Here is an 18196-nt window from a genome sequence, read left to right as displayed (position 1 = left end):
TGCAGTGTAGTTGCTGATGGTTTTATGCCGTATTATTTTGATGGCTGGACATTATTTTGCTATACTTTCAGTAAGCTGTTGTTGCGATGCGAGTAAACATGCTGGTCGCTGCTCACTCATTGTGAAGCAGATATGATATTCGAACCATTCAGGAATGGGGACTCCGCTATCGCTCCGCCCCTGAACTTTGTCGTTAGGCGGAACAAATAAAGAGGGCTATCAATGGGGCGAGACCACACGTTTATGGATCAAGAGTTCGGTAGGCCAGATTACGATCCCGATGACCAAGGAAATTTTGAGCTAGGATTAGTTTTTGTCATCATGCCTTTTCGGGGTCAAGAAATGGCAGATGCATATACGGCAATTAAAGATGAATGCCGAAAACTTAAATTGCGGGTCAAGCGTGTTGACGAAAATACGGGTTCTGGCCTTATTATTCGAGAAATCACCGACCTAATTGAGCGTTGTGAATTTATAATTTGTGATCTCACTAATGAGCGCCCTAATGTTTATTACGAATTAGGGTATGCTCATGGGGTCGGAAATGAAGCAAATGATATATTGCTTATTGCAAAAGAAGGAAGCACCCTTCACTTCGATATAGCATCACTTCGAGTTCAATACTACTCATCAAGCGAACATTTAAGATCAATAATTTCATCAAACCTGAAAGCCATGATTAAGGCAACACGGAAATGAAAGCAGTGCCTAAAGCCGCAATAACGGTACTCCGCGTATTGCGCCGAATGGATAAAAAGAGCAAAATTCATGAACCCTGGCATTGTCTCTCTGCCCACCCGCCTAACCCGCCGTTCCAGCCGACCCGCGTCAGCGTTTGGCGTGTTCAGTCTGGTTTCACCCGCACGGGCGGCTGAACGGTGTCGTTATGCAATTCATTAAAGAAAGGTCGACTTTATGAAAATAATCAACATTATTGCATTTATTGTTGGTCTTCTGCTCGGTTCCGGTTTGTTGTTGAGCGCAGTTTTTGTCTATGTGAAACGGCAGATATTCGGTGTAGGCGGAATTGTGCTGATCGTCTTTGGTTCGTTTTTAATTGGTCTTTCAATTTGGACTTCTTTTGAGATTTCAGTCAATTCTGATGGAACCATTAAGGCAAAATATAATCAAGAAACCAAAGAGGAAATAGGCGTTAAAGCAGCAGAGGTTAACGGTAGCATTGAACAGCTAAAGCTTAAATTAAGTAATTTAACCCAAGACGTACTCACTCTCAAGCGAGCAGTTCCAGGCGTCACTTTCTCTCGAGATAAAACTTTAGAGAGAGAACAAAAGGAAAAATTATTCGCGAACAATTCCGAATATTCCATTTTGGTTTTCTATAAACCATATCAAAGGGATATATCCGTTAAGCTATCTAATATGCTTTTGTCACTTGGCTTCAAATCATCAGCAACTCCAAGCGAATTGAAAGAAGCAGCTCGACAATTTAAACCAAATAAAGCTTGGATTATTTATACACCCAAAGGAGAAAAAAAAATACCTGAACTAAAAAAGATTTTATCGTCTACGGGAACTTCCATTGAGTATATTTATCGAAACAGATCGTATGCGTTGCGAAGTGGAGACATTCAAATTCTAATATTTTAAACAAAACATTATTGATACGGTAGAATACATAATGAATCAATATTCGGAAATAAGGACAACCACCAATAAAAGCGCACAACAAATCAATCAACCCCATCTGAATATCGGTCTGTGAAAAAACTGTTTCACAGAGGCTGGTGGGTTATTTTCTGCGTTAGGCTTAAAAAAGTAAGAATGCGTAACGCGCTGTGTCCAGTACTTTTTTATCTTGCTACGCAAAGAACAAATATTTGATCCGAAGATGCCATGACCCGTATGTACTACGAAGTCACCAGTGACTGGAAGGCAACAGCGCTATACAGCAGGCGGTAAAATCTTTTTCTAAGGAATGGCTTATGGTCAACCAAACACAAAGAGTCTTTTTATACGACGCTTACATGTCCGCGAACCCTGCCAAATTTGGCTATTGGACAGTAAAGTGTAATGTGATTGTCAAGAATCTCGCGTTCGAAAAGAACGTTACTATTTGGCCTTGCCGATCTAACGATTCTTCGTATTGGCATATCAGTCCCTGCTTATTTATAAGATCATTGGAATCGAATTTTGAGTTGTGGTCTGGTCTTGCTTGGACAACCGGAGCTAGGTCTTTACAGTTTGCCATCAGATATGATGTAAGCGGTGCTACATACTGGGATAACAATGATGGTGGTGATTATTTTCTGGTCGAGGATAAAGTAGATAGTATAGTAAATACTCACAGTCCTCTGTGCCTTCCTCAGGATGATCTCGTATTTCGCAAGGCTGATTGGGATCGTTACCAGACATGGTAAAGGGAGTAGGCTCAATTATGAAACCAGAAAATGGCCTAACCTTTAGCTCAAAAGCGTGCGCGCCGCTTTAGCTCGGCCGTTAGGTATATCATAAACTCAACAAGAGAAAGTTTAGAGCATAATGCCTACGATTTAAATGTTTTACGGTGTTCTTATTCGGATGTTATTTCGGGATGCCGAGAAACATCATGTTCCGCACATACATGCAGATTATCAGGGAAACGTTGCAGTGTTCTCTATCCCTGAAGGAACGTTATTGGCAGGTTTACTGCCACCGAACAAACACAAGCTGGTAGTTGCCTGGATCGAGATTCATCACGAAGATTTATTGGCTGACTGGAATTTGGCAGTAAATGGAAAGAAACCATTTCCGATAAAGGGACTTGATCAATGAGAATTGCAGAACTACATCCACAACCTGATTGGGTGTTGTCAGTTGTTTCGGAAGATGGCCGTGTTGGTCGTTTTGATGTCACTCCTTATCTGGAATACGAAGCGTTTGAAGAGCTTCGTGACCATGGTGAATTCATAAAGGTTATCAACGGAGGATACTTCGTCGAATGGGCGTGTGGTGTGGATTTGTCAGCGGACACAATTGAGGCGCAATGGCAGGTTGTTGGTAAAGCAGAGCAGTAGAACACTGTCTGACCTTCTGTTATTTATTGATACTAACTCGTTCACCATCAGGGGTTTACAGCCTCGTTCTCGACTTATAGTCAATGTTGTTATGCCGATCCGTCTAAGATGCAGAAATAAAAACAAATAGTTGATTTAAGCGATTTATAAAAAATAGGTTAGTGATATTTTTGATGGTTTGGAAATGACGTCTTATATCTACTGTAACTCAAAAATCTGCGGTATAGACGGATCCATCTAATTATTGTTATGGCTAAACCATGCACAATCCTAAGGAGGTAATATGGAAGTTACGATTAAAGAAATAGATGTTCCACAATTTGATCCGAGCTCTGAAGGTATTGTTATTCTGCCACATAATTACCAAGCAGATGAAAAGCATGTGTATCATTCGACAATAATATCATTCTATAAATACTCTAGGTATAAGCTTGATATTAAATATTTAACTGAACCTGAATTGCTTGTAGAGCAACGCTCTGGCGATTGGTTTGGCCCACTCTTGTTTATCTCGTCTTCAGCGTTATCACACAACCCTGAGCTAATCTCTATCACTTGTGGCGTTATTGCAAATTACGTAACTGATTTCTTCAAGGGCAAAGAAAGGCCAAATATTCGCCTTAAGGTTATCCACAAGGAAACGAAAACATCAAAATTAACAGAAATATCCTATGAAGGTGGTATAGAGGGTCTATATAAGCTCCAAGAATCAATAAATAAAATTGCAAGCAAGAGCATTGACAATGAATGAGAACAGAGTTTCATATGAGAAAATTCACGAAGAGTTCTGTGATTTTATAGATTCTTGTGGGAAATTCAGTTTCTATACTAGATCCACAGAAATGCAGCATCAGAAGGTGTCGGAGTGTGAAAAATATCTTGGGATTATTAAGCAATATAAGCTTCAAGTAATTGAAAAAAACAACGAGTATGCGGCCAATCAGTTTTTCCACATGCAATGCATGATCAACGCTCTAAAATCATCTCTCTTTATGTGGATAGATCTAAAGAAGAATGATTTTGAAAATTCATGGACCCATTTGGTGGATGCACAGGAATATACGTCTATCGCTTTAAAAGTCAGTGATTATGAAGGGGTTCGAAATCTCGAGGCCCGTCTAAAATGCGCCGAAGAATCCCTTTTTCCAGGATGGAAAAAATATAACAGCCCTAGCTTTGTTGAAACGATAGGCAAATGTTCTATATGTAATGCCCTATTTTCTGAGTGTGATCATGTAGAAAATGAAGTTTATATGGGTAGACTATGTCAGCGCGTCGATAGAGAGATTGTAAGGGTTGATCACATTGCGTTTGTAGAAAACCCGCGTGATCGGAGGTGCATAATTACTAAAACATCAGACGATGAAGGGAATGAAATCGACTATTTTACTTGGGAAAAAACAGGAAAAATAGTGAATAATGATGAAGGACATCATTTCGAAGGTCGTATGTTTTGTTACCCTACACTGGGTGTTCTGTAGAATGGAATACTTGGGGACATCCAGTAAGCGCCGATAAAAACCGGTAGAAAGTGGAGTATGCAAGTTACTCACATGAAAGGTATAGCCAACCATCATGACCCCGAGTCATGCCTCGATAGCCAGCAATGGAATGGGGAAGCGTTGACAGGGGAAAACACAGGAGTCCTATTGAGCTCCGAAATCACCACAATTTTCAGGCTGACCTCGTAGGATGAGAGGGAAAGCAACATCACCCATACCGACATGGCAAGGTGTGGTAGGCTGCGGCGTTGGTTTATAGAGTTAATGGTACTTCTTTTGGTAACTTATAATATATATTAACAATATCTTCAAGATGCAGAATCGTGATGCTCTGGACTTGTTAGCTAGTTGATTCTTTTCAAGAATAAAAGAAATTTTGACTTCATAGATGCAGTGTCAGGGATTCACAAAGTCAGGCAAGCCATGCCGTAATCAAGCGACAGCAAATGGCTACTGTCATCTTCATGTTGGAGTTCCAACGCGTCAAGCGAGAAGAAGAGAATTTGAGAGAAACTACTCGGCCATGACACCAGAGGAGCGTTCGTCTCATGATTCAGTTGTAACCGGCTGTATTCTGGTGATTCTGGCTTTGGCTTTATTGTATGGCGCGATTACAGGAGATTGGAGCGGTATTGGAAAATGGTTGAGTAGATAAAATAGAAATGGCGCTGTCGTGACGCAGGATGTGAAATGTTTATAAAAAAACTACATACATGTATGAAAATAAGATCTTTTATCATTTTAATGATAATGATGATGTATCCGTTATTCCTGCATGGCGCTGTTGAGCCTAAAGCGATTATCGAGGCAAAAACAGCGGTAATAAATATCGCAAAGGATCCGGAATCCGTAAGATTCAGGGATGTTCGTATCGAGAAGATGAAAAATGGTGAATGGATAAAAGGCGAGTATAATGCAAAAAATAGCTTCGGCGGGTATGTCAGATGATCAACAGCTGTTGCATTCCATTGATTCACTGTTCGAGCAACTGACGAAATTTCAATGCGGTACGGATTTCATCCTTCAGATGTCCGCCCTGCTTTACCCTGATGTTGACATTGCACGCCAGGGAGAGGCTTTTTCGTATCGTCGAAATTCAGGCTGTTTCAGGCGGATTATTCCACAGGCCTCCAGATGCCGCCATAATTTTCGTCGTCGCTGCCGATGCTCATACGGCTTCCTGCGACAGATTCGGCAGCTCCGCTTAATGCCTCAATCTTGAGAGAGCCGATAGTCCGCCAGACCCCGGAATGCCGATTGGCAAGAACAGGTAAACTGAAATTACCGGAAATTCTGCCCGGAGAGTAGATCACTGAATTGAACGCTCCGTTATCTCCGTTGTCTTCTGCGGCAGATACCCAGATTTCACCTTCGGGAGAGATGTACATATCGCTGATATCCCGGTTTGTCAGCTCGTTTTTCCATTTGCCGGGAGCATTGACCTTCACTCCTTCAAGCCCCTTTTCGGTGAACTGAAGCTCATGGCGCTCGATATCAAGAACGCCCCATCGAATAACCCCCTCCGGAAATCGTTGTGATCCCCCTCTTTCGCCAAGCAGGAGCAACAATCTGCCGTCTGCTCCTCGTACGCATGCAAGAGCCTCATACTGATCGCCAACCTGTTGAGGGTTGTTATCCGCCAGTACCGGCAGTTTCATGACGCCAAGAATTACAGCCTGTTTTGTTGAAGCGTTGAGGCGAAGATGAAATAATCGTCCGCCTTTTTCCTTCCATGTTCCTGATTCAGCCATGAGATATTCGTTCGGATGAGAGGGAAGCGGGCACAGTGACTCAAGATCGCTCGCCCGCCCGTCGGCGTCCGGCCAGGAGTCAACCGTGACAGGATGGAGAGCCGGTGCCGCATATGCCGATAGCGTTATGATTGACATTCTTGGGCCGTTTTCAAACGATAACGCATCGTGAACGACGAGCCAGGAGTTGCCGTCAATCTGCGCCATTCCGCTTATGCCGGCAGTTGGTTGCTGCGATGTGTCTTCAGTTGCTGCATGAGGCGTACTGCAACCATACATTGGCAGCCAGAGTGAAAGCAATAACGCAACGTGGAGATAGGAGAGATGAATCTTGCGTTTCATAAGAGTACGATTTCGGTTGTTCGACAAGTTGTTGTTACCCCACAAAAACAAAATTTCACTGAACTCTGCATGTTGCTGTCAAAATGCCCGGATGGTGCGCACACGGTTGTAGGCCTCTTTGGGTTCGGCGCTCTGGCAGCCGAAAGAGTTGAAATCCTTTATCCAGATTCCGGCTTTTATCCAGCCCCCTCCATCAGGATTTTCCGAGGAGCTCCAGTAGTTGGCTGAATCATGCACAAAACCGCCGACTTCCCGTTTATGCATAAAAAGGTGGTTTAACTGTTCCTTGTCAGGCAAAAACCAGTCGCGGAAACCGCCATTTTCAGAATTTCTGCACGCCGCAATGGCATCAGGCCAGTTAAACAAACCTTCAGACAACCCTTTCATGGCGGCTATGCCCGGAGAGGAGCCCTCCATGTCCGATTTGGCGGCAATCAAACCATGCCGTCCGGTATGATCAACATAAAAGACAATGCCACCACCATATTGAGAGCCTATCTTGACAAGTGGCTCTGAGGATGATTTTTTTCCGAAGACTTTGTTGAACAAGGTCATGCAATTTTCTGCTTTTAAGCGTGTGCTGAGTTGGATGAGGGGGCACTTGACCCGGTGAATTCAAAAAAGGTAGTTTACAGCTTTCCGTAATAGTTTACCACTTCAAAAAGAAGAAATGAGTTGGCAGAGTACGCTGGTAATTCTTTGAAAAAGGATAAGAGGCTGAATATTCGGATTTCTGAAAGAGAGCTCACTGAGTTACAAAGAAAGGGCATCAAAGAAGGCTTGCCGTACCAGACTTATGTAGCAAGTATTATTCACAAGTTCATTAACGGAACACTGGTGTGATCGGAAAATAAGAATCACCCAGGGTTAGCGTAAAAAAACACCCATTGCTCATCGTTTGAAGGTGCAAACCAAATCAAACCCTATTCTGTTATCCGTTCTGTACAGCTCAAAACGTTCAAGCAATAGAGGGGGAAGCCGAAAGCGGGATTGTTCGGAGCTACGGAAAATGCTAACTTTGAAATATGTGCTGGAGTTCGGATGACCTATGCCGGAGCGGCGCGTCAGCTCGGGATCTTGACTGCAGCGGTGAACGGGATTGTGAAGCGCCTTGAGCTATAAGTTTACATCGTTGTGAGCATCCCCTTGGGTTCCTTGTTGCTTTGAAGAGTTCCGGACTGGTTCGTGATGTCGCCCATTATTTTGGATTGCAGAAGGCTGATGCTGATCGAATGATTTTGAGGTTGCCCATGTTACGCAGACCTGGGGCGAGGGGGCAAAAACTGTTGGTGCACGACCGGCAGAAATAAAACGGATGGAGAGTGCTTTTGAGCATGACGACCTGTACTGCGCTTTACGCTTGTGAGTCGCTGAGAGGCAGGTGAAAAAATGGAGGCTCGTTGACGCTGTTCCGTATTCTGAAATTTTTTTAGTAGTATGGTCGCTATGCAGGCCGTTTTAACAAAATCTGGAACCCTGCCTGTTCAAAATGATGATCAGTACTGAAAATATCCTTTATTCCCATATTCTTCGCCACATGAATACTTGCACAATCAACCAAACCCCATTCTTTATCCATCATTTGTCTATACAGTTCAAAACTTCTGCTGATAATATTTTCATCAACAAGGATGCTTGTCCATTTTTTTGATTGTCTTATTGCATCAATCAACTTGATTGCAAAAGGTTTCAGAGTAACCGTACTGAAAGCATTTCCAAATTCAAGCAAAATTGCACTTGTTGTTACAAATGTAATGTTTGACCTGCTCAATTTATCATTGATGCCAATGGCCTGAAAATGAAAAGCATCTCGTTTATTACCCAGGGCAATCAATGCTGATGTATCAACGAAAATATGCTCCGTCATCGCTTCGCAATTCCATAGAGGTAATGATCGTGATTTTCGGCAAAATCGTCCCTGCCGGTATCAACTGCAATTTTATCAATATTGAGGTTATCCCAGGAATCATATGACAGCGCCTCTGGCTTTATTTCTACAGCAATACCTTCCTTGGTAAAGAGAGCTTTCAATTTATTAATAACCGGTGATAGTTGATCCGGCAGAATATCAGGTAATGTAATTGTTAATTGCATTGATAGTTACAGTTTCAGGATTATAAAGTAATCTGCCTGGATGTCGAATTCATGTTATTTAGGTGGGTTGGTTTCTTTAATGTGCAGATTACACCTCTGCAAAAAAATGCAGTGTACCCGTTAAAAAGATAACCAAAAAAATGAAAAAAATTGTTCCTCTCCTCTTAACTGCCGGTATGACTCAAAAAGAGCTTGCGCGTCAGGCACATACGTCACAGGCTGCGATTTCCCGCCTGGAATCAGGCACGTACAGAAACGTCAGTCTGGCCTTTCTGCGCCGTGTCAGAGCTGTTTTGGGAGTCAAGCCACACGTTAGTTTTCAGTAGCAGGTTCTGACATCAGGGAATATATGAGAGGATGAAGCGGACAGAGCCGCTTGTCTTGTCGTTAGGCCTTTTCTTTTCATAACATAAAGCAGGCATTATGGCTAAAAGTCAGGGAATGTGGGTCTATAGTCCATCTAAACCACCGGCACCAAAAGTGCCAACGAAGACAAAAGAAATTGTCAAGCAAAAGGCGGATGAATTTGTGGAAAAGGTTCTGAAACCAAAGCACATTCAACCTCCACCCGCTCCTGATGAATTTCAGCGCAATTACATCGCCGATATGTATACAAAGTGGTATCGACACTATTTTTACATTTGTGCAAAATATAATGTCCCTGGACCCAACGCTCAAATACCTTTCTTTGAAGCCAAGTTGGTTCGGCTGGAATATATCCGGGATAATCAGTTCAATATGGCGTTCATGCGCTATACTGGCGATTGGGTAGAATTGTATCAAGACTTGTCGCTTGAACAGTGTTTGGCAGCAGTTCAAAACGACCCATTTTTTGATTTGTAGCCGTCAGGCAAAGATAAAGCTCTGTTCATCATGACTTTTTGAGCATTTTCTCAAATCGTTTCAACTATCGATTATAGAAAAAATTGCTAACAAGTGCCAGAAAGAAAACCCCTGTTTTTTGAAAATTTGACAACCTCCCGCCGGATTAAAAACCATTTTTAATGATCAACAAAAGGCGTTTTTGTGCTGATCGTGACACGCCATGGGTAAACTACCGAATTTTGCTCCAGGAAGCGTCATAACGAACGGATCTCTCCCTGCGAATTGGTAAAAAACTCTTTTTTTGGGGAGAGAACTCAGGCAGCTTTTTTGTAGGGCCCTCGATGTCGCTTCGCATCCTGCTTGTACAAGAGTGCTCCATAACGATGAATGTTGCGAGCCAGCACTGCAAGGGCAACATAGCGATTGAATCCTTTGATGCCATCATCAGGGCATATATCCAAGCCGTGAACCTCAAGTGCGTTGATTGCTGATTCAACTGCCGAATGCTGCCGTCGCAGTCTCCTGAATTCCGGCTCGGATTCATGAGCTTTGTCGATTTTTGAGAGCTTGCCTTTTTTCGGCATAACAACTTTTTCAAGAAGCGCTTTCAGGTCGCGTTGGTTATCCGGGCTATGAAAGCCTTTGTCGTAGCTGATCGATCGCAAGTTTGGAAAACGTTGCTTGGTCTCTTCGATAATGGACACTGCGATGTCGCTATCGACAACTTTTTCCATGACCTGATGATGCAGGATAAAACGATACTGATCTTCGATAATACAGACCCGTAATCCCAACTCAACCGGCACTCCCGCCTTGCCTTTACTGATCCACTCGGTGTGTGGCTGAAAAATTGAAAAGACTTTCTCCGCATGCGGAATAACCTCGTCATTTATCCGACGACGAATTTGCCCCATTTGTACCTCAGCATGAGCAATATAGCCGTTAAGCTGGCTGAGCCGCAACGGATTTAAGCCACCCAGTTCTGCGCCGGTACGCACTGCCCGTTGTAACTGATAATCGACTGCCGCAAGGTAATCGAGGAGTGCTTGCTTTATTTGTTGATCTTTGAGAGCTTTCTTTTCCGGCTTTTTTGATGTCGAGTGCTTGAGCTGTTGCACAATACGACGCATTCTTTTGATATGCCGGATGTTATGATCGTATTGGCGCCATTGACTTAATCCTTCATCAAAAGACCATTTCGCACAGACCTCAATGGCTTTGCGAATGGCATCGAACAACTGGCTTGTATCAGCAGGAAAGTGAACGTTGGTTTCCACCACAAACGAATCACCTCGGGCCATTAAAGGGAAATTTTCTTCCTCTTTTTTTTTACTAACGTATGACCTGCACGGACAATTTCCTGGTTGATTCGATCAAGCAATTCGGGGGTAAACAGTCGGACATTATCTTTGATGGTCTGGAGTTCATAAGATGTTTTATCAGTCCAATCGTTGTGACCAAGCATCTGGCGAAGCGTATCGTGGTGATTGACCAATTCATGAAGCCGATCGTAATCAGCGTTGATTCCCAGTCGAACGACACCCAGTACCAAAATTGCCCATTGCTCCATACCGGGACGCCCTGTGTTTGGGTCAGCTTTTCCTTCTCCTTTTTTCCGTTCAGGACGAACCTCTTCGAGGATGGCAAAAACACGCTTGCGCAACTCCTCGTCGGTGTAGATGCCCTGAAGGCCCCTCAAGATTTTTGGGATATCATCTCGTGATTTCGGATCGAAAACAATGGCAGAAATATCGGTACGACCGAACATCATTTGGTGGTTGATGACGCTACGCATAGTGGATTTCAAAAAACGAAGTTTGGAGTCTGTTTCTCTTTGAGGGCACCCTGCAACACCTTTTCTCTATCAAAAATGCTTCTAATGGGGTATTATTACGCTTTAGCTCAGGGTCCGTCAAATATCTTTGACCATGAAATAACAATATAAACTATTATTTTATAATATCATAACAGTTTTTCGTTCATCCACTAACAAATGGTTTGCCTATGCACCTGAATATCTGCATACGAACCATCGAGAGAGGTGTGGTATCGAACCGTGATGGCAGGATTAATGTTTCTTCGGCAGCATTGCCCTGGCCACTAGCACGATGAGCACCAGCGCCGACAGGATGGCCAGCGGAGCACCCTCATGGTGTGCTGATGCCGTAAGCCAGCCGGTGATACCGACGGTGGCACGCTTGCCAAGGGTAACTTCAAAGCAGCTCAACCTTCCATCGGGAATCCTGCATGAAACCATTCAAGCAGACCGCCTGAAAAAACTTTGACATTCTTGTAACCGTTTTTCTTCAGCTTTTCAGCAACATGCCGGGCATTGCCGCAACGGGGCCCAATGCAATAGACCACAATAAGGGTTTCAGCACTTTTGTTTTGACTGAATTCAGGAAACTGCTCGTCAAACCGGCTCATTGTAAGAGAGCGGGCTCCTTTGATATGCGAAATGTCATAAGCGTATTCGGAACGTGCATCGACAAAAAAGGCCGATTGAGTGTCAAAAAGGGCTTTGGTCGCCGAGAGATCGAGTTCGCCTGTTTCTTCTTTCGCCATCGTTGCCGATGCTGCCGCATGGAGTGGTGATGCGGCAGGCGAAAGGCTTGAAAGCAAGAGAACCGAAGCGATCAGCTTCCTCCGTAATGGCTTTCCCGACATGGTGCTTGGAGAGGTGGTTATGCTATGAAAAAAAACGGATTCAGATCGGTGCTGTTATTCCCATTCAATGGTTGCCGGTGGTTTCGATGAGATATCGTAGGCCACTCGATTGATGCCGCGTACTTCGTTGATGATGCGGTTTGAAACGCGGGCCAGAAAATCATGCGGCAGTTGAGCCCAGTCGGCGGTCATGCCGTCAGACGATTCCACAGCCCGCAGTGCCAGAACATTTTCATAGGTGCGCTTGTCGCCCATCACACCGACCGACTGTACCGGAAGCAGCACGGCGAATGCCTGCCATACCTTCTGGTAGAGTCCGGTTGATTTCAGCTCTTCAATAAAGATTTCGTCGGCATCCCGCAAAATGTCGAGCCGTTCTTTGGTGACTGACCCGAGTACCCTGACGGCAAGACCTGGGCCGGGGAAGGGGTGGCGCATCAAAATATCCTCGGCAATGCCCAGTTCGCGGCCAACAGCACGCACCTCATCCTTGAAGAGCTCCCGAAGCGGTTCGATAAGCTTGAGCTTCATCCGTTTCGGCAGTCCACCCACATTGTGGTGCGACTTGATGGTTTCCGAAGGGCCTTTGACGCTGACGCTTTCAATGACATCAGGGTAGAGCGTGCCCTGCACCAGAAATTTTTCCTGCTCCATCTGCTCTTCGAAGACCTGGATAAAGGTGCGACCAATGATTTTGCGCTTCTTTTCCGGAGAGGCTACCGTTTTGAGTCGTTTCAGGAAGAGATCGGAAGCATCGACCAGAGTAACCCTGAGGCCAAGAGTTGAGAGAAAGGTCATTACCTTTTCTGCTTCATTTTTTCTCAGCAGGCCGTTATCGACAAAGACGCAGTGCAGTTGTTTGCCGATTGCCTTGCCGACCATGACGGCTGCTACGGTTGAATCAACGCCTCCGCTGATACCGCAGATGACCGTCTCTTTGCCTGCTTTGCGGCTGATCTCTTCAAGCTGGTGTTCGATAAAGCTTTTCGACGACCAGTCAGGCGTGATGCCGGCAATCGTAATCAGAAAGTTCGAGAGAAGCTGTTTGCCATAGAGGGTGTGCTGCACCTCAGGGTGAAACTGCAATGCGTAGATCTTCAGGGCGCCCTTGCTTCCGAAACTTTCAAAGGCACACATCTCCGAGTTCTCGCTGCTGGCCGTTACCCTGAACCCTTCAGGAAGCTGCATTACTTTGTCGCCGTGGCTCATCCAGACATCAGAATCCGGAATATCGTGGAAGAGAGGGCTTTCAGGCTCATTGTCCTGGGCAACCATAATTTTTGCACGGCCAAATTCATGCTTGGATGAACTGGCTACCTCTCCTCCGAAATGTTTGGCGATAACCTGCAGTCCGTAGCAGATGCCAAGCATGGGAATCCCGAGAGAAAAGATGCCATCATCAGGCAGAATGGCTGATGCATCGTAAACGCTGGTTGGCCCACCTGAAAGGATGATTGCCTTTGGGTTGTGTTCCCTGATACTCTCCGGTGTGGTATTGTAGGGAAGAATTTCAGAATAAATACCCAGTTCACGTATACGACGGGCAATTAACTGCGTGTATTGTGATCCAAAATCAAGAACCAGGACTGATTGCATAAAAAAAACAGTTGTACGTTAAATGAACGGGATATCAGAAAACACTCTCTTCTTTTGCTGGAAAAGGCATCTGCAGATGAGGTGATCCGTCGTGGTTTCCGGAATCAGAGTTCTCTCCCTCTGCAGAAGGGGAGCTTCCATTGTTTGGTTGTACAGGATGGGACTGATAGTACTGGAAGCCCTTTGGCGTATAATACTCCATATAGACATTACTGCCGAGCAGATCAGAAGGTGTATTGGTCTGCGGGGAAATCGGTACGGCAATAATGGTCTCGGGTATATGAAAAGAGCGATTATCGAGTTGCAGAGAGGGATCACTGTAACAGCGTTTCATAAAGCCGGCCCATATGGGAAGCGCTGCCCGAGCGCCCTGACCATATTCCATGGAGGTAAACTTGATGCGCTCATCATCAAATCCAGTCCATACAACAGCTACAAGTTGTGGTGTGAAACCCGCAAACCAGGCATCTCTCATACTCTGGGTTGTGCCGGTTTTGCCCGCCGCCTCAATGTTAAAGCCATAACGGGATCGGACTGCAGCGCCTGTACCCCTGTTGATCACATCCCTGAGCATCGAGACCATCACAAAATTGGAGGTGGAGTCGATGGCAATACGGTGGTTTGGAATGTATTCCGAAATGGGACGGTTGTGCTTGTCTTCAAGTTTCAGGATTGAGACCGGTTCATGCCAGATCCCGTTATTCGCAAAGGTTGAAAAGGCTCCAGCCAGTTCCAGTGGTGACACTGCCGACGTTCCAAGAACGAGCGAGAGATTTGAAGCAAGGGGGGAGGTGATACCCATTCTTTTCGCATAGCTGATGATTTCCGCTACCGACAGTTGTTCATAGGCAAGCCTGACCGTAACCTGGTTTAATGAGTGGATCAATGCCGAACGCAACGTCGTCATGCCGCCTGACGAACCGTCGGAATTTCTCGGCGACCAAACGCCGTTTCCTGAAGTAAACGTGAGGGGTTGGTCGAGGACCTGAAAGTTTGCAGGCAATCCTTTATCGATGGCTGCGGCATAGACAAAAGGCTTGAATGTTGAGCCGGGTTGTCGCTTGGCCTGCCAGACATGGTCGTATTGATACCTGTATTCATCGGGTGAGAACCTGTTTCCTCCAACCCACGCCTTGACATGACCGTTGCTCGGATCAATGGCCACCAATGCCACCTGTATTCTGGTTTTATCCCTCAGCAGCTCCTTCACCCAAACCTTGTCTGCTTTGATCTTTGCCATCGCCTGCTGATTCGAGAGACCATTCTCTTTCAATCCCTTGAACCGTTCGCTCTCCATGATCATCTGGTTCTTCAGCGATTCCGGCCATACCCATGAGCGGTCAAATGTAGCCTGCAGTTCAGCCAGATGTTCGGCGGAGGCCTGCTGGGCATAGTTTTGCATGCGGCTGTCGAGTGTTGTTCGTATCGTCATTCCGTCACGGAAAAGGTCAATGTTTCCGACTGTCGGCGATGGTTTCAGCGTCTGGCGGATATACTCGGTAAAATAGGGAGCTCTACCCTGGTGGTCTATCGGAGTATATCTTACCACCAATGGGGTTCTTTGTGCTTTGGCTGCCTGTTGGGGCGTAATGAATTTAACCTTTTCCATCAAAGAGAGGATCAGGTTTCGCCGGCTGGCTGCGCTTGACGGATACTTTGCAGGGTTATAGGCTGTCGGGTTCTTCAGTGTTGCTATCAGCGTTGCACTCTCCGGCAGCGTAAGGAGAGAAGCGGGTTTTCCAAAATAAGTATGGGCTGCGGCCTCAATGCCGTACGCCCCGGCACCGAAATAGACGGTGTTGAGATAGAGTGCAAGAATCTCGTCTTTTGTATAGGTCTTTTCGAGTTCAATTGCGGTAATCAACTCCTTGAATTTTCGGCTTATGGTTCTCTCCCTGGTTAGGTAGAGATTTTTGGCAAGCTGCTGGGTAATGGTGCTTGCCCCCTGCCAGCGGGTTCGCCCCTTGATGATATTTTCACCCATTGCCAAAACAAACCGTCTCAGATCGACTCCCCAGTGGTTGTAAAAAGCGACATCTTCGGTTGCAATCAGGGCATAACGGGTAGACAATGGAATTGATCTCAGCGGAACGAAGGTTCGGTTTTTTACAAAAAATTTATGGAGCAGCACACCATCCTCGGAATAGACAAGAGAGGCCAGTTCCGGGTTGGGATTTTCAAGTTCCTCAAGGCTTGGCAGACCCAGAAAAGAGCCTTTTGCAGAGATCTCCGGGGATATCAGCGTTATGGTAACGAACGATATAAAAAGAAAAAAAAAGGTCTTGTTCAATAGTTTACTCACAGTAGCGATTAATGTTAAGGTTTACACTTGCAGCCACGCCAGCAGCGTTGCGGACGAAAGATCAGATTTTCTGTCAATGGTGGCCTGCAATTTATTGCGGACTCTTTTTATGAAATTGTTCCGCAAATTCAAAATGTTTTTCAAGTTCATTCGCAAATCGGGCAGTGTCTTCAAGCATGGGCAGATGGCCAAGATCCATAAACTTTGCCAGGCTGGTCGGAGCAGAAGAGACGGCCTTGCGTCTTTCGTAGAGCGTGAGGGTACCCTCGGGAGGAATGGTTTGATCGGCCATACCGACACAGCAGAGCATTGGTGAAGAGATCAGCAGCACGTGACGGGTATACCTTCTCAAAACCTCCCTGTCGATCGAGAACCTGCCCACAGCATTGGTTGCTTCCTTGTCGGATTGCGTGAAGTCTTCGATAAGAACATCGTGGTACTCCTTGCTGATTGCTTTTGTGGCCGCCCGTTTGATAAAAAGGCTTTTCAGAGGCTCATGCTGAAAGACGTTGCGAAAATTCATGGAGACATCAATCAATCCTCCCAGAAAAAAGAGGCCAAGAGAGGTGAGCGCGGTCTCCTCAAAGATGCCGCAGGCAATGATGGTGGCCGACAGCAGGGCATCCCGGTAGCGCAGGCAGAGTTCAGTTGCGACCATGCCGCCCATCGAATGGCCGACAATATGCAGTTTTCTTGAGTTATGGAGTCCAAGATGTTCAATAAGCTCGGCAGCCTCATCGGTAAAGCCCTGAATGGTAAAGGTCGGGTTGTAGCCCTTGATGACCGTTTTTCCCGTCCCGCTCTGGTCATAGGTAATGCAGCGGTACTTCGCCGAGAGCCTCTCGACCAGCGGTGTCCAGTAACGGGAGGAGACAGCCCACCCGTTTACAAAGAGCACCACAGGCTTTTCCTGACTTGAAGGATCAGATTCTGCACTATCATGGTAGTACAGACGGCAACGCTTGGACGTAAAATAACTCATGGGAGTTGCATTGGTTTCTTGTCACAAAACAGAAACTTAATATATAACAATAAAACTTTTCTTCAGTCATCCCTCAACCCTGGCGGTGAGTCAGGTTTTGCGACTCTGGTGCTCAATGAGTACATTGCACTCGGCTAACAGCAGAGGTTTTTTATTATTAAAGTAATGCCATGGACTATTCCCTTACCAGTCTGCTCGCTTCTCTGGTCGATTTTATTCTCCATATCGATACTCACCTTCAGGTACTTGCCGCGCAGTACGGCCTCTGGCTTTACGCGATTCTTTTTATCATCATCTTCTGCGAAACCGGACTTGTCGTCACCCCCTTTCTGCCTGGCGATTCTCTGCTTTTTGCTGCCGGCTCCCTGGCCTCCATGCCCGGCTCATCACTCGACCCCCATTATCTCTTTCTTCTCTTCTTTTTTGCGGCCGTACTTGGCGACAGCCTCAACTACCAGATTGGCCACAAGCTCGGACCAAAAGTGTTCAGTTATCAAAAATCCAGCCTCTTTAATCCCCGGCACCTTGTCAAGACCAACCAATTTTTTCAGAAATATGGTGGCAAGACCATTATCATTGCCCGTTTTATTCCCATTATCAGAACCTTTGCTCCTTTTGTGGCAGGTATTGGCGCCATGCACTACAGCCGCTTTCTTCTCTTCAATATTGTTGGCGCGGCGCTTTGGGTCGGGGTTTTCAGCTACAGTGGCTACTTTTTTGGCCAGCTTCCCTTCGTTCAGCAGAATTTCAAGCTGCTGATTATTGCCATTATTATCATCTCCATTATGCCACCCTTTATTGAGTATCTGAAGCATCGGTTTGGCCGGAAACAGGATACTCCGAATTGTTAATGGAATGTTGATAACTTGTTGGTGCATTGTTTATTTCCTCCTTCAGCTTGTCTGATGGTGGTTCTGTGCTGTACTTCGATATGTTGCTTAACTTGTTATTAAGAAATAAGTTGTTTACTTCTTTCCGGGTTTTGTAACGCTTGTTGTGCCTGTTGCCGGAATTTGTACACTCTTGTGGAATTCTGCACAGAGTGTTGATACCTGATAACGGCAGAGTGGAATAGAGCGGGAATCCCTTTTCATGAAAGAGAAAAAGAGTGCGGATTTTTG

Annotated in this window: 22 protein-coding genes; 12 read left to right on the top strand and 10 right to left on the bottom strand. The window is 45.4% G+C overall.

Going from position 1 to position 18196, the window contains the following annotated elements; all coding sequences use genetic code 11:
- The first annotated feature begins 222 nt into the window (after positions 1-222).
- From AC56AD_RS13420 to AC56AD_RS13380, 9 genes are all read left to right on the top strand, one after another.
- Positions 223-699 carry a hypothetical protein gene (locus AC56AD_RS13420; RefSeq protein WP_012509293.1) on the top strand — a complete coding sequence of 159 codons (477 nt, stop codon included), beginning with the start codon at positions 223-225 and terminating at the stop codon, positions 697-699.
- Between the two features lie 216 nt (positions 700-915).
- Positions 916-1608: a hypothetical protein gene (locus tag AC56AD_RS13415; protein WP_012509292.1), complete on the top strand. Its 693-nt coding sequence runs from the start codon at positions 916-918 to the stop codon at positions 1606-1608.
- Positions 1609-1943: 335 nt separating this feature from the next.
- Positions 1944-2378: a phosphatase gene (locus AC56AD_RS13410; RefSeq protein ID WP_012509291.1), complete on the top strand. Its 435-nt coding sequence runs from the start codon at positions 1944-1946 to the stop codon at positions 2376-2378.
- Positions 2379-2514: 136 nt separating this feature from the next.
- Complete coding sequence (locus AC56AD_RS13405) at positions 2515-2772, top strand: DUF4160 domain-containing protein (protein WP_012509290.1); 258 nt, start codon at positions 2515-2517, stop codon at positions 2770-2772.
- On the top strand, positions 2769-3014 hold the full coding sequence (locus AC56AD_RS13400; protein WP_012509289.1) for a DUF2442 domain-containing protein: 246 nt from the start codon (positions 2769-2771) through the stop codon (positions 3012-3014). Before AC56AD_RS13405 ends, AC56AD_RS13400 begins: the two co-directional genes overlap by 4 nt.
- Positions 3015-3297: 283 nt before the next feature.
- The gene (locus tag AC56AD_RS13395) at positions 3298-3765 is read left to right on the top strand and encodes a hypothetical protein (RefSeq protein WP_012509288.1); all 468 of its coding nucleotides are present in this window, start codon (positions 3298-3300) and stop codon (positions 3763-3765) included.
- Entirely contained in the window at positions 3758-4495 is a 738-nt protein-coding gene (locus tag AC56AD_RS13390; protein ID WP_273279121.1) for a hypothetical protein, read from the top strand. The genes AC56AD_RS13395 and AC56AD_RS13390 overlap by 8 nt, the downstream gene beginning before the upstream one ends.
- A gap of 409 nt (positions 4496-4904) precedes the next feature.
- A complete protein-coding gene (locus AC56AD_RS13385; RefSeq protein WP_150085720.1) occupies positions 4905-5171 on the top strand; it encodes a DUF5763 domain-containing protein in 267 nt (88 codons plus the stop codon).
- A 62-nt stretch (positions 5172-5233) separates the two neighbouring features.
- A complete protein-coding gene (locus tag AC56AD_RS13380) occupies positions 5234-5464 on the top strand; it encodes a hypothetical protein (RefSeq protein WP_150085718.1) in 231 nt (76 codons plus the stop codon).
- 167 nt (positions 5465-5631) lie between these two features.
- Here AC56AD_RS13380 and AC56AD_RS13375 read toward each other — a convergent pair whose 3' ends face one another.
- From AC56AD_RS13375 to AC56AD_RS13360, 4 genes are all read right to left on the bottom strand, one after another.
- The gene (locus AC56AD_RS13375; RefSeq protein ID WP_012509284.1) at positions 5632-6609 is read right to left on the bottom strand and encodes a hypothetical protein; all 978 of its coding nucleotides are present in this window, start codon (positions 6607-6609) and stop codon (positions 5632-5634) included.
- Positions 6610-6687: 78 nt separating this feature from the next.
- Complete coding sequence (locus tag AC56AD_RS13370) at positions 6688-7164, bottom strand: Lcl C-terminal domain-containing protein (RefSeq protein WP_012509283.1); 477 nt, start codon at positions 7162-7164, stop codon at positions 6688-6690.
- A gap of 889 nt (positions 7165-8053) precedes the next feature.
- Positions 8054-8476, bottom strand: a complete 423-nt coding sequence (locus AC56AD_RS13365; protein ID WP_012509282.1) for a type II toxin-antitoxin system VapC family toxin — start codon at positions 8474-8476, stop codon at positions 8054-8056.
- Positions 8473-8703 carry a hypothetical protein gene (locus AC56AD_RS13360; RefSeq protein ID WP_012509281.1) on the bottom strand — a complete coding sequence of 77 codons (231 nt, stop codon included), beginning with the start codon at positions 8701-8703 and terminating at the stop codon, positions 8473-8475. Before AC56AD_RS13360 ends, AC56AD_RS13365 begins: the two co-directional genes overlap by 4 nt.
- Before the next feature lie 140 nt (positions 8704-8843).
- On the opposite strand from AC56AD_RS13360, the gene AC56AD_RS13355 reads away from it, so the two are divergent.
- Positions 8844-9029 (top strand): helix-turn-helix domain-containing protein, encoded by a 186-nt coding sequence (locus AC56AD_RS13355; protein ID WP_012509280.1) that lies wholly within the window; start codon positions 8844-8846, stop codon positions 9027-9029.
- A gap of 97 nt (positions 9030-9126) precedes the next feature.
- Entirely contained in the window at positions 9127-9546 is a 420-nt protein-coding gene (locus AC56AD_RS13350) for a DUF3024 domain-containing protein (RefSeq protein WP_012509279.1), read from the top strand.
- Positions 9547-9842: 296 nt separating this feature from the next.
- Here AC56AD_RS13350 and AC56AD_RS13345 read toward each other — a convergent pair.
- The 6 genes from AC56AD_RS13345 to AC56AD_RS13320 form a co-directional block, all read right to left on the bottom strand.
- Positions 9843-11323, bottom strand: a protein-coding gene (locus AC56AD_RS13345) for an ISNCY-like element ISPph5 family transposase (RefSeq protein ID WP_150085532.1) whose coding sequence is annotated in 2 segments (ribosomal slippage) — positions 9843-10861 and positions 10861-11323 — 1482 coding nt in all. Because the reading frame shifts where the segments join, the coding sequence is not laid out codon by codon here.
- A gap of 273 nt (positions 11324-11596) precedes the next feature.
- Entirely contained in the window at positions 11597-11785 is a 189-nt protein-coding gene (locus tag AC56AD_RS13340; RefSeq protein ID WP_190274002.1) for a hypothetical protein, read from the bottom strand.
- Positions 11752-12195 carry a rhodanese-like domain-containing protein gene (locus tag AC56AD_RS13335; protein WP_012509278.1) on the bottom strand — a complete coding sequence of 148 codons (444 nt, stop codon included), beginning with the start codon at positions 12193-12195 and terminating at the stop codon, positions 11752-11754. Before AC56AD_RS13335 ends, AC56AD_RS13340 begins: the two co-directional genes overlap by 34 nt.
- A gap of 54 nt (positions 12196-12249) precedes the next feature.
- Positions 12250-13791: a glutamine-hydrolyzing GMP synthase gene (guaA, locus tag AC56AD_RS13330; RefSeq protein ID WP_012509277.1), complete on the bottom strand. Its 1542-nt coding sequence runs from the start codon at positions 13789-13791 to the stop codon at positions 12250-12252.
- A 34-nt stretch (positions 13792-13825) separates the two neighbouring features.
- A complete protein-coding gene (locus AC56AD_RS13325; RefSeq protein WP_012509276.1) occupies positions 13826-16093 on the bottom strand; it encodes a penicillin-binding protein 1A in 2268 nt (755 codons plus the stop codon).
- Positions 16094-16184: 91 nt separating this feature from the next.
- A complete protein-coding gene (locus AC56AD_RS13320; RefSeq protein WP_012509275.1) occupies positions 16185-17075 on the bottom strand; it encodes an alpha/beta fold hydrolase in 891 nt (296 codons plus the stop codon).
- Positions 17076-17245: 170 nt separating this feature from the next.
- On the opposite strand from AC56AD_RS13320, the gene AC56AD_RS13315 reads away from it, so the two are divergent.
- Positions 17246-17926 carry a DedA family protein gene (locus AC56AD_RS13315; RefSeq protein WP_012509274.1) on the top strand — a complete coding sequence of 227 codons (681 nt, stop codon included), beginning with the start codon at positions 17246-17248 and terminating at the stop codon, positions 17924-17926.
- Positions 17927-18196: the final 270 nt, after the last annotated feature.

The sequence above is a fragment of the Pelodictyon clathratiforme genome (genome assembly GCF_982375515.1).
Note: the sequence above shows the minus strand (reverse complement) of the source record. Positions and strands in the feature narration are given on the sequence as shown.

Bases quoted from the DNA above. Each gene is read 5' to 3' on its own strand.
- AC56AD_RS13420 (WP_012509293.1), top strand. From the start codon at position 223: ATGGGGCGAGACCACACGTTTATGGATCAAGAGTTCGGTAGGCCAGAT.
- AC56AD_RS13415 (WP_012509292.1), top strand. From the start codon at position 916: ATGAAAATAATCAACATTATTGCATTTATTGTTGGTCTTCTGCTCGGT.
- AC56AD_RS13410 (WP_012509291.1), top strand. From the start codon at position 1,944: ATGGTCAACCAAACACAAAGAGTCTTTTTATACGACGCTTACATGTCC.
- AC56AD_RS13405 (WP_012509290.1), top strand. From the start codon at position 2,515: ATGTTTTACGGTGTTCTTATTCGGATGTTATTTCGGGATGCCGAGAAA.
- AC56AD_RS13400 (WP_012509289.1), top strand. From the start codon at position 2,769: ATGAGAATTGCAGAACTACATCCACAACCTGATTGGGTGTTGTCAGTT.
- AC56AD_RS13395 (WP_012509288.1), top strand. From the start codon at position 3,298: ATGGAAGTTACGATTAAAGAAATAGATGTTCCACAATTTGATCCGAGC.
- AC56AD_RS13390 (WP_273279121.1), top strand. From the start codon at position 3,758: ATGAATGAGAACAGAGTTTCATATGAGAAAATTCACGAAGAGTTCTGT.
- AC56AD_RS13385 (WP_150085720.1), top strand. From the start codon at position 4,905: ATGCAGTGTCAGGGATTCACAAAGTCAGGCAAGCCATGCCGTAATCAA.
- AC56AD_RS13380 (WP_150085718.1), top strand. From the start codon at position 5,234: ATGAAAATAAGATCTTTTATCATTTTAATGATAATGATGATGTATCCG.
- AC56AD_RS13375 (WP_012509284.1), bottom strand. From the start codon at position 6,609: ATGAAACGCAAGATTCATCTCTCCTATCTCCACGTTGCGTTATTGCTT.
- AC56AD_RS13370 (WP_012509283.1), bottom strand. From the start codon at position 7,164: ATGACCTTGTTCAACAAAGTCTTCGGAAAAAAATCATCCTCAGAGCCA.
- AC56AD_RS13365 (WP_012509282.1), bottom strand. From the start codon at position 8,476: ATGACGGAGCATATTTTCGTTGATACATCAGCATTGATTGCCCTGGGT.
- AC56AD_RS13360 (WP_012509281.1), bottom strand. From the start codon at position 8,703: ATGCAATTAACAATTACATTACCTGATATTCTGCCGGATCAACTATCA.
- AC56AD_RS13355 (WP_012509280.1), top strand. From the start codon at position 8,844: ATGAAAAAAATTGTTCCTCTCCTCTTAACTGCCGGTATGACTCAAAAA.
- AC56AD_RS13350 (WP_012509279.1), top strand. From the start codon at position 9,127: ATGGCTAAAAGTCAGGGAATGTGGGTCTATAGTCCATCTAAACCACCG.
- AC56AD_RS13340 (WP_190274002.1), bottom strand. From the start codon at position 11,785: ATGGTTTCATGCAGGATTCCCGATGGAAGGTTGAGCTGCTTTGAAGTT.
- AC56AD_RS13335 (WP_012509278.1), bottom strand. From the start codon at position 12,195: ATGTCGGGAAAGCCATTACGGAGGAAGCTGATCGCTTCGGTTCTCTTG.
- guaA (WP_012509277.1), bottom strand. From the start codon at position 13,791: ATGCAATCAGTCCTGGTTCTTGATTTTGGATCACAATACACGCAGTTA.
- AC56AD_RS13320 (WP_012509275.1), bottom strand. From the start codon at position 17,075: ATGAGTTATTTTACGTCCAAGCGTTGCCGTCTGTACTACCATGATAGT.
- AC56AD_RS13315 (WP_012509274.1), top strand. From the start codon at position 17,246: ATGGACTATTCCCTTACCAGTCTGCTCGCTTCTCTGGTCGATTTTATT.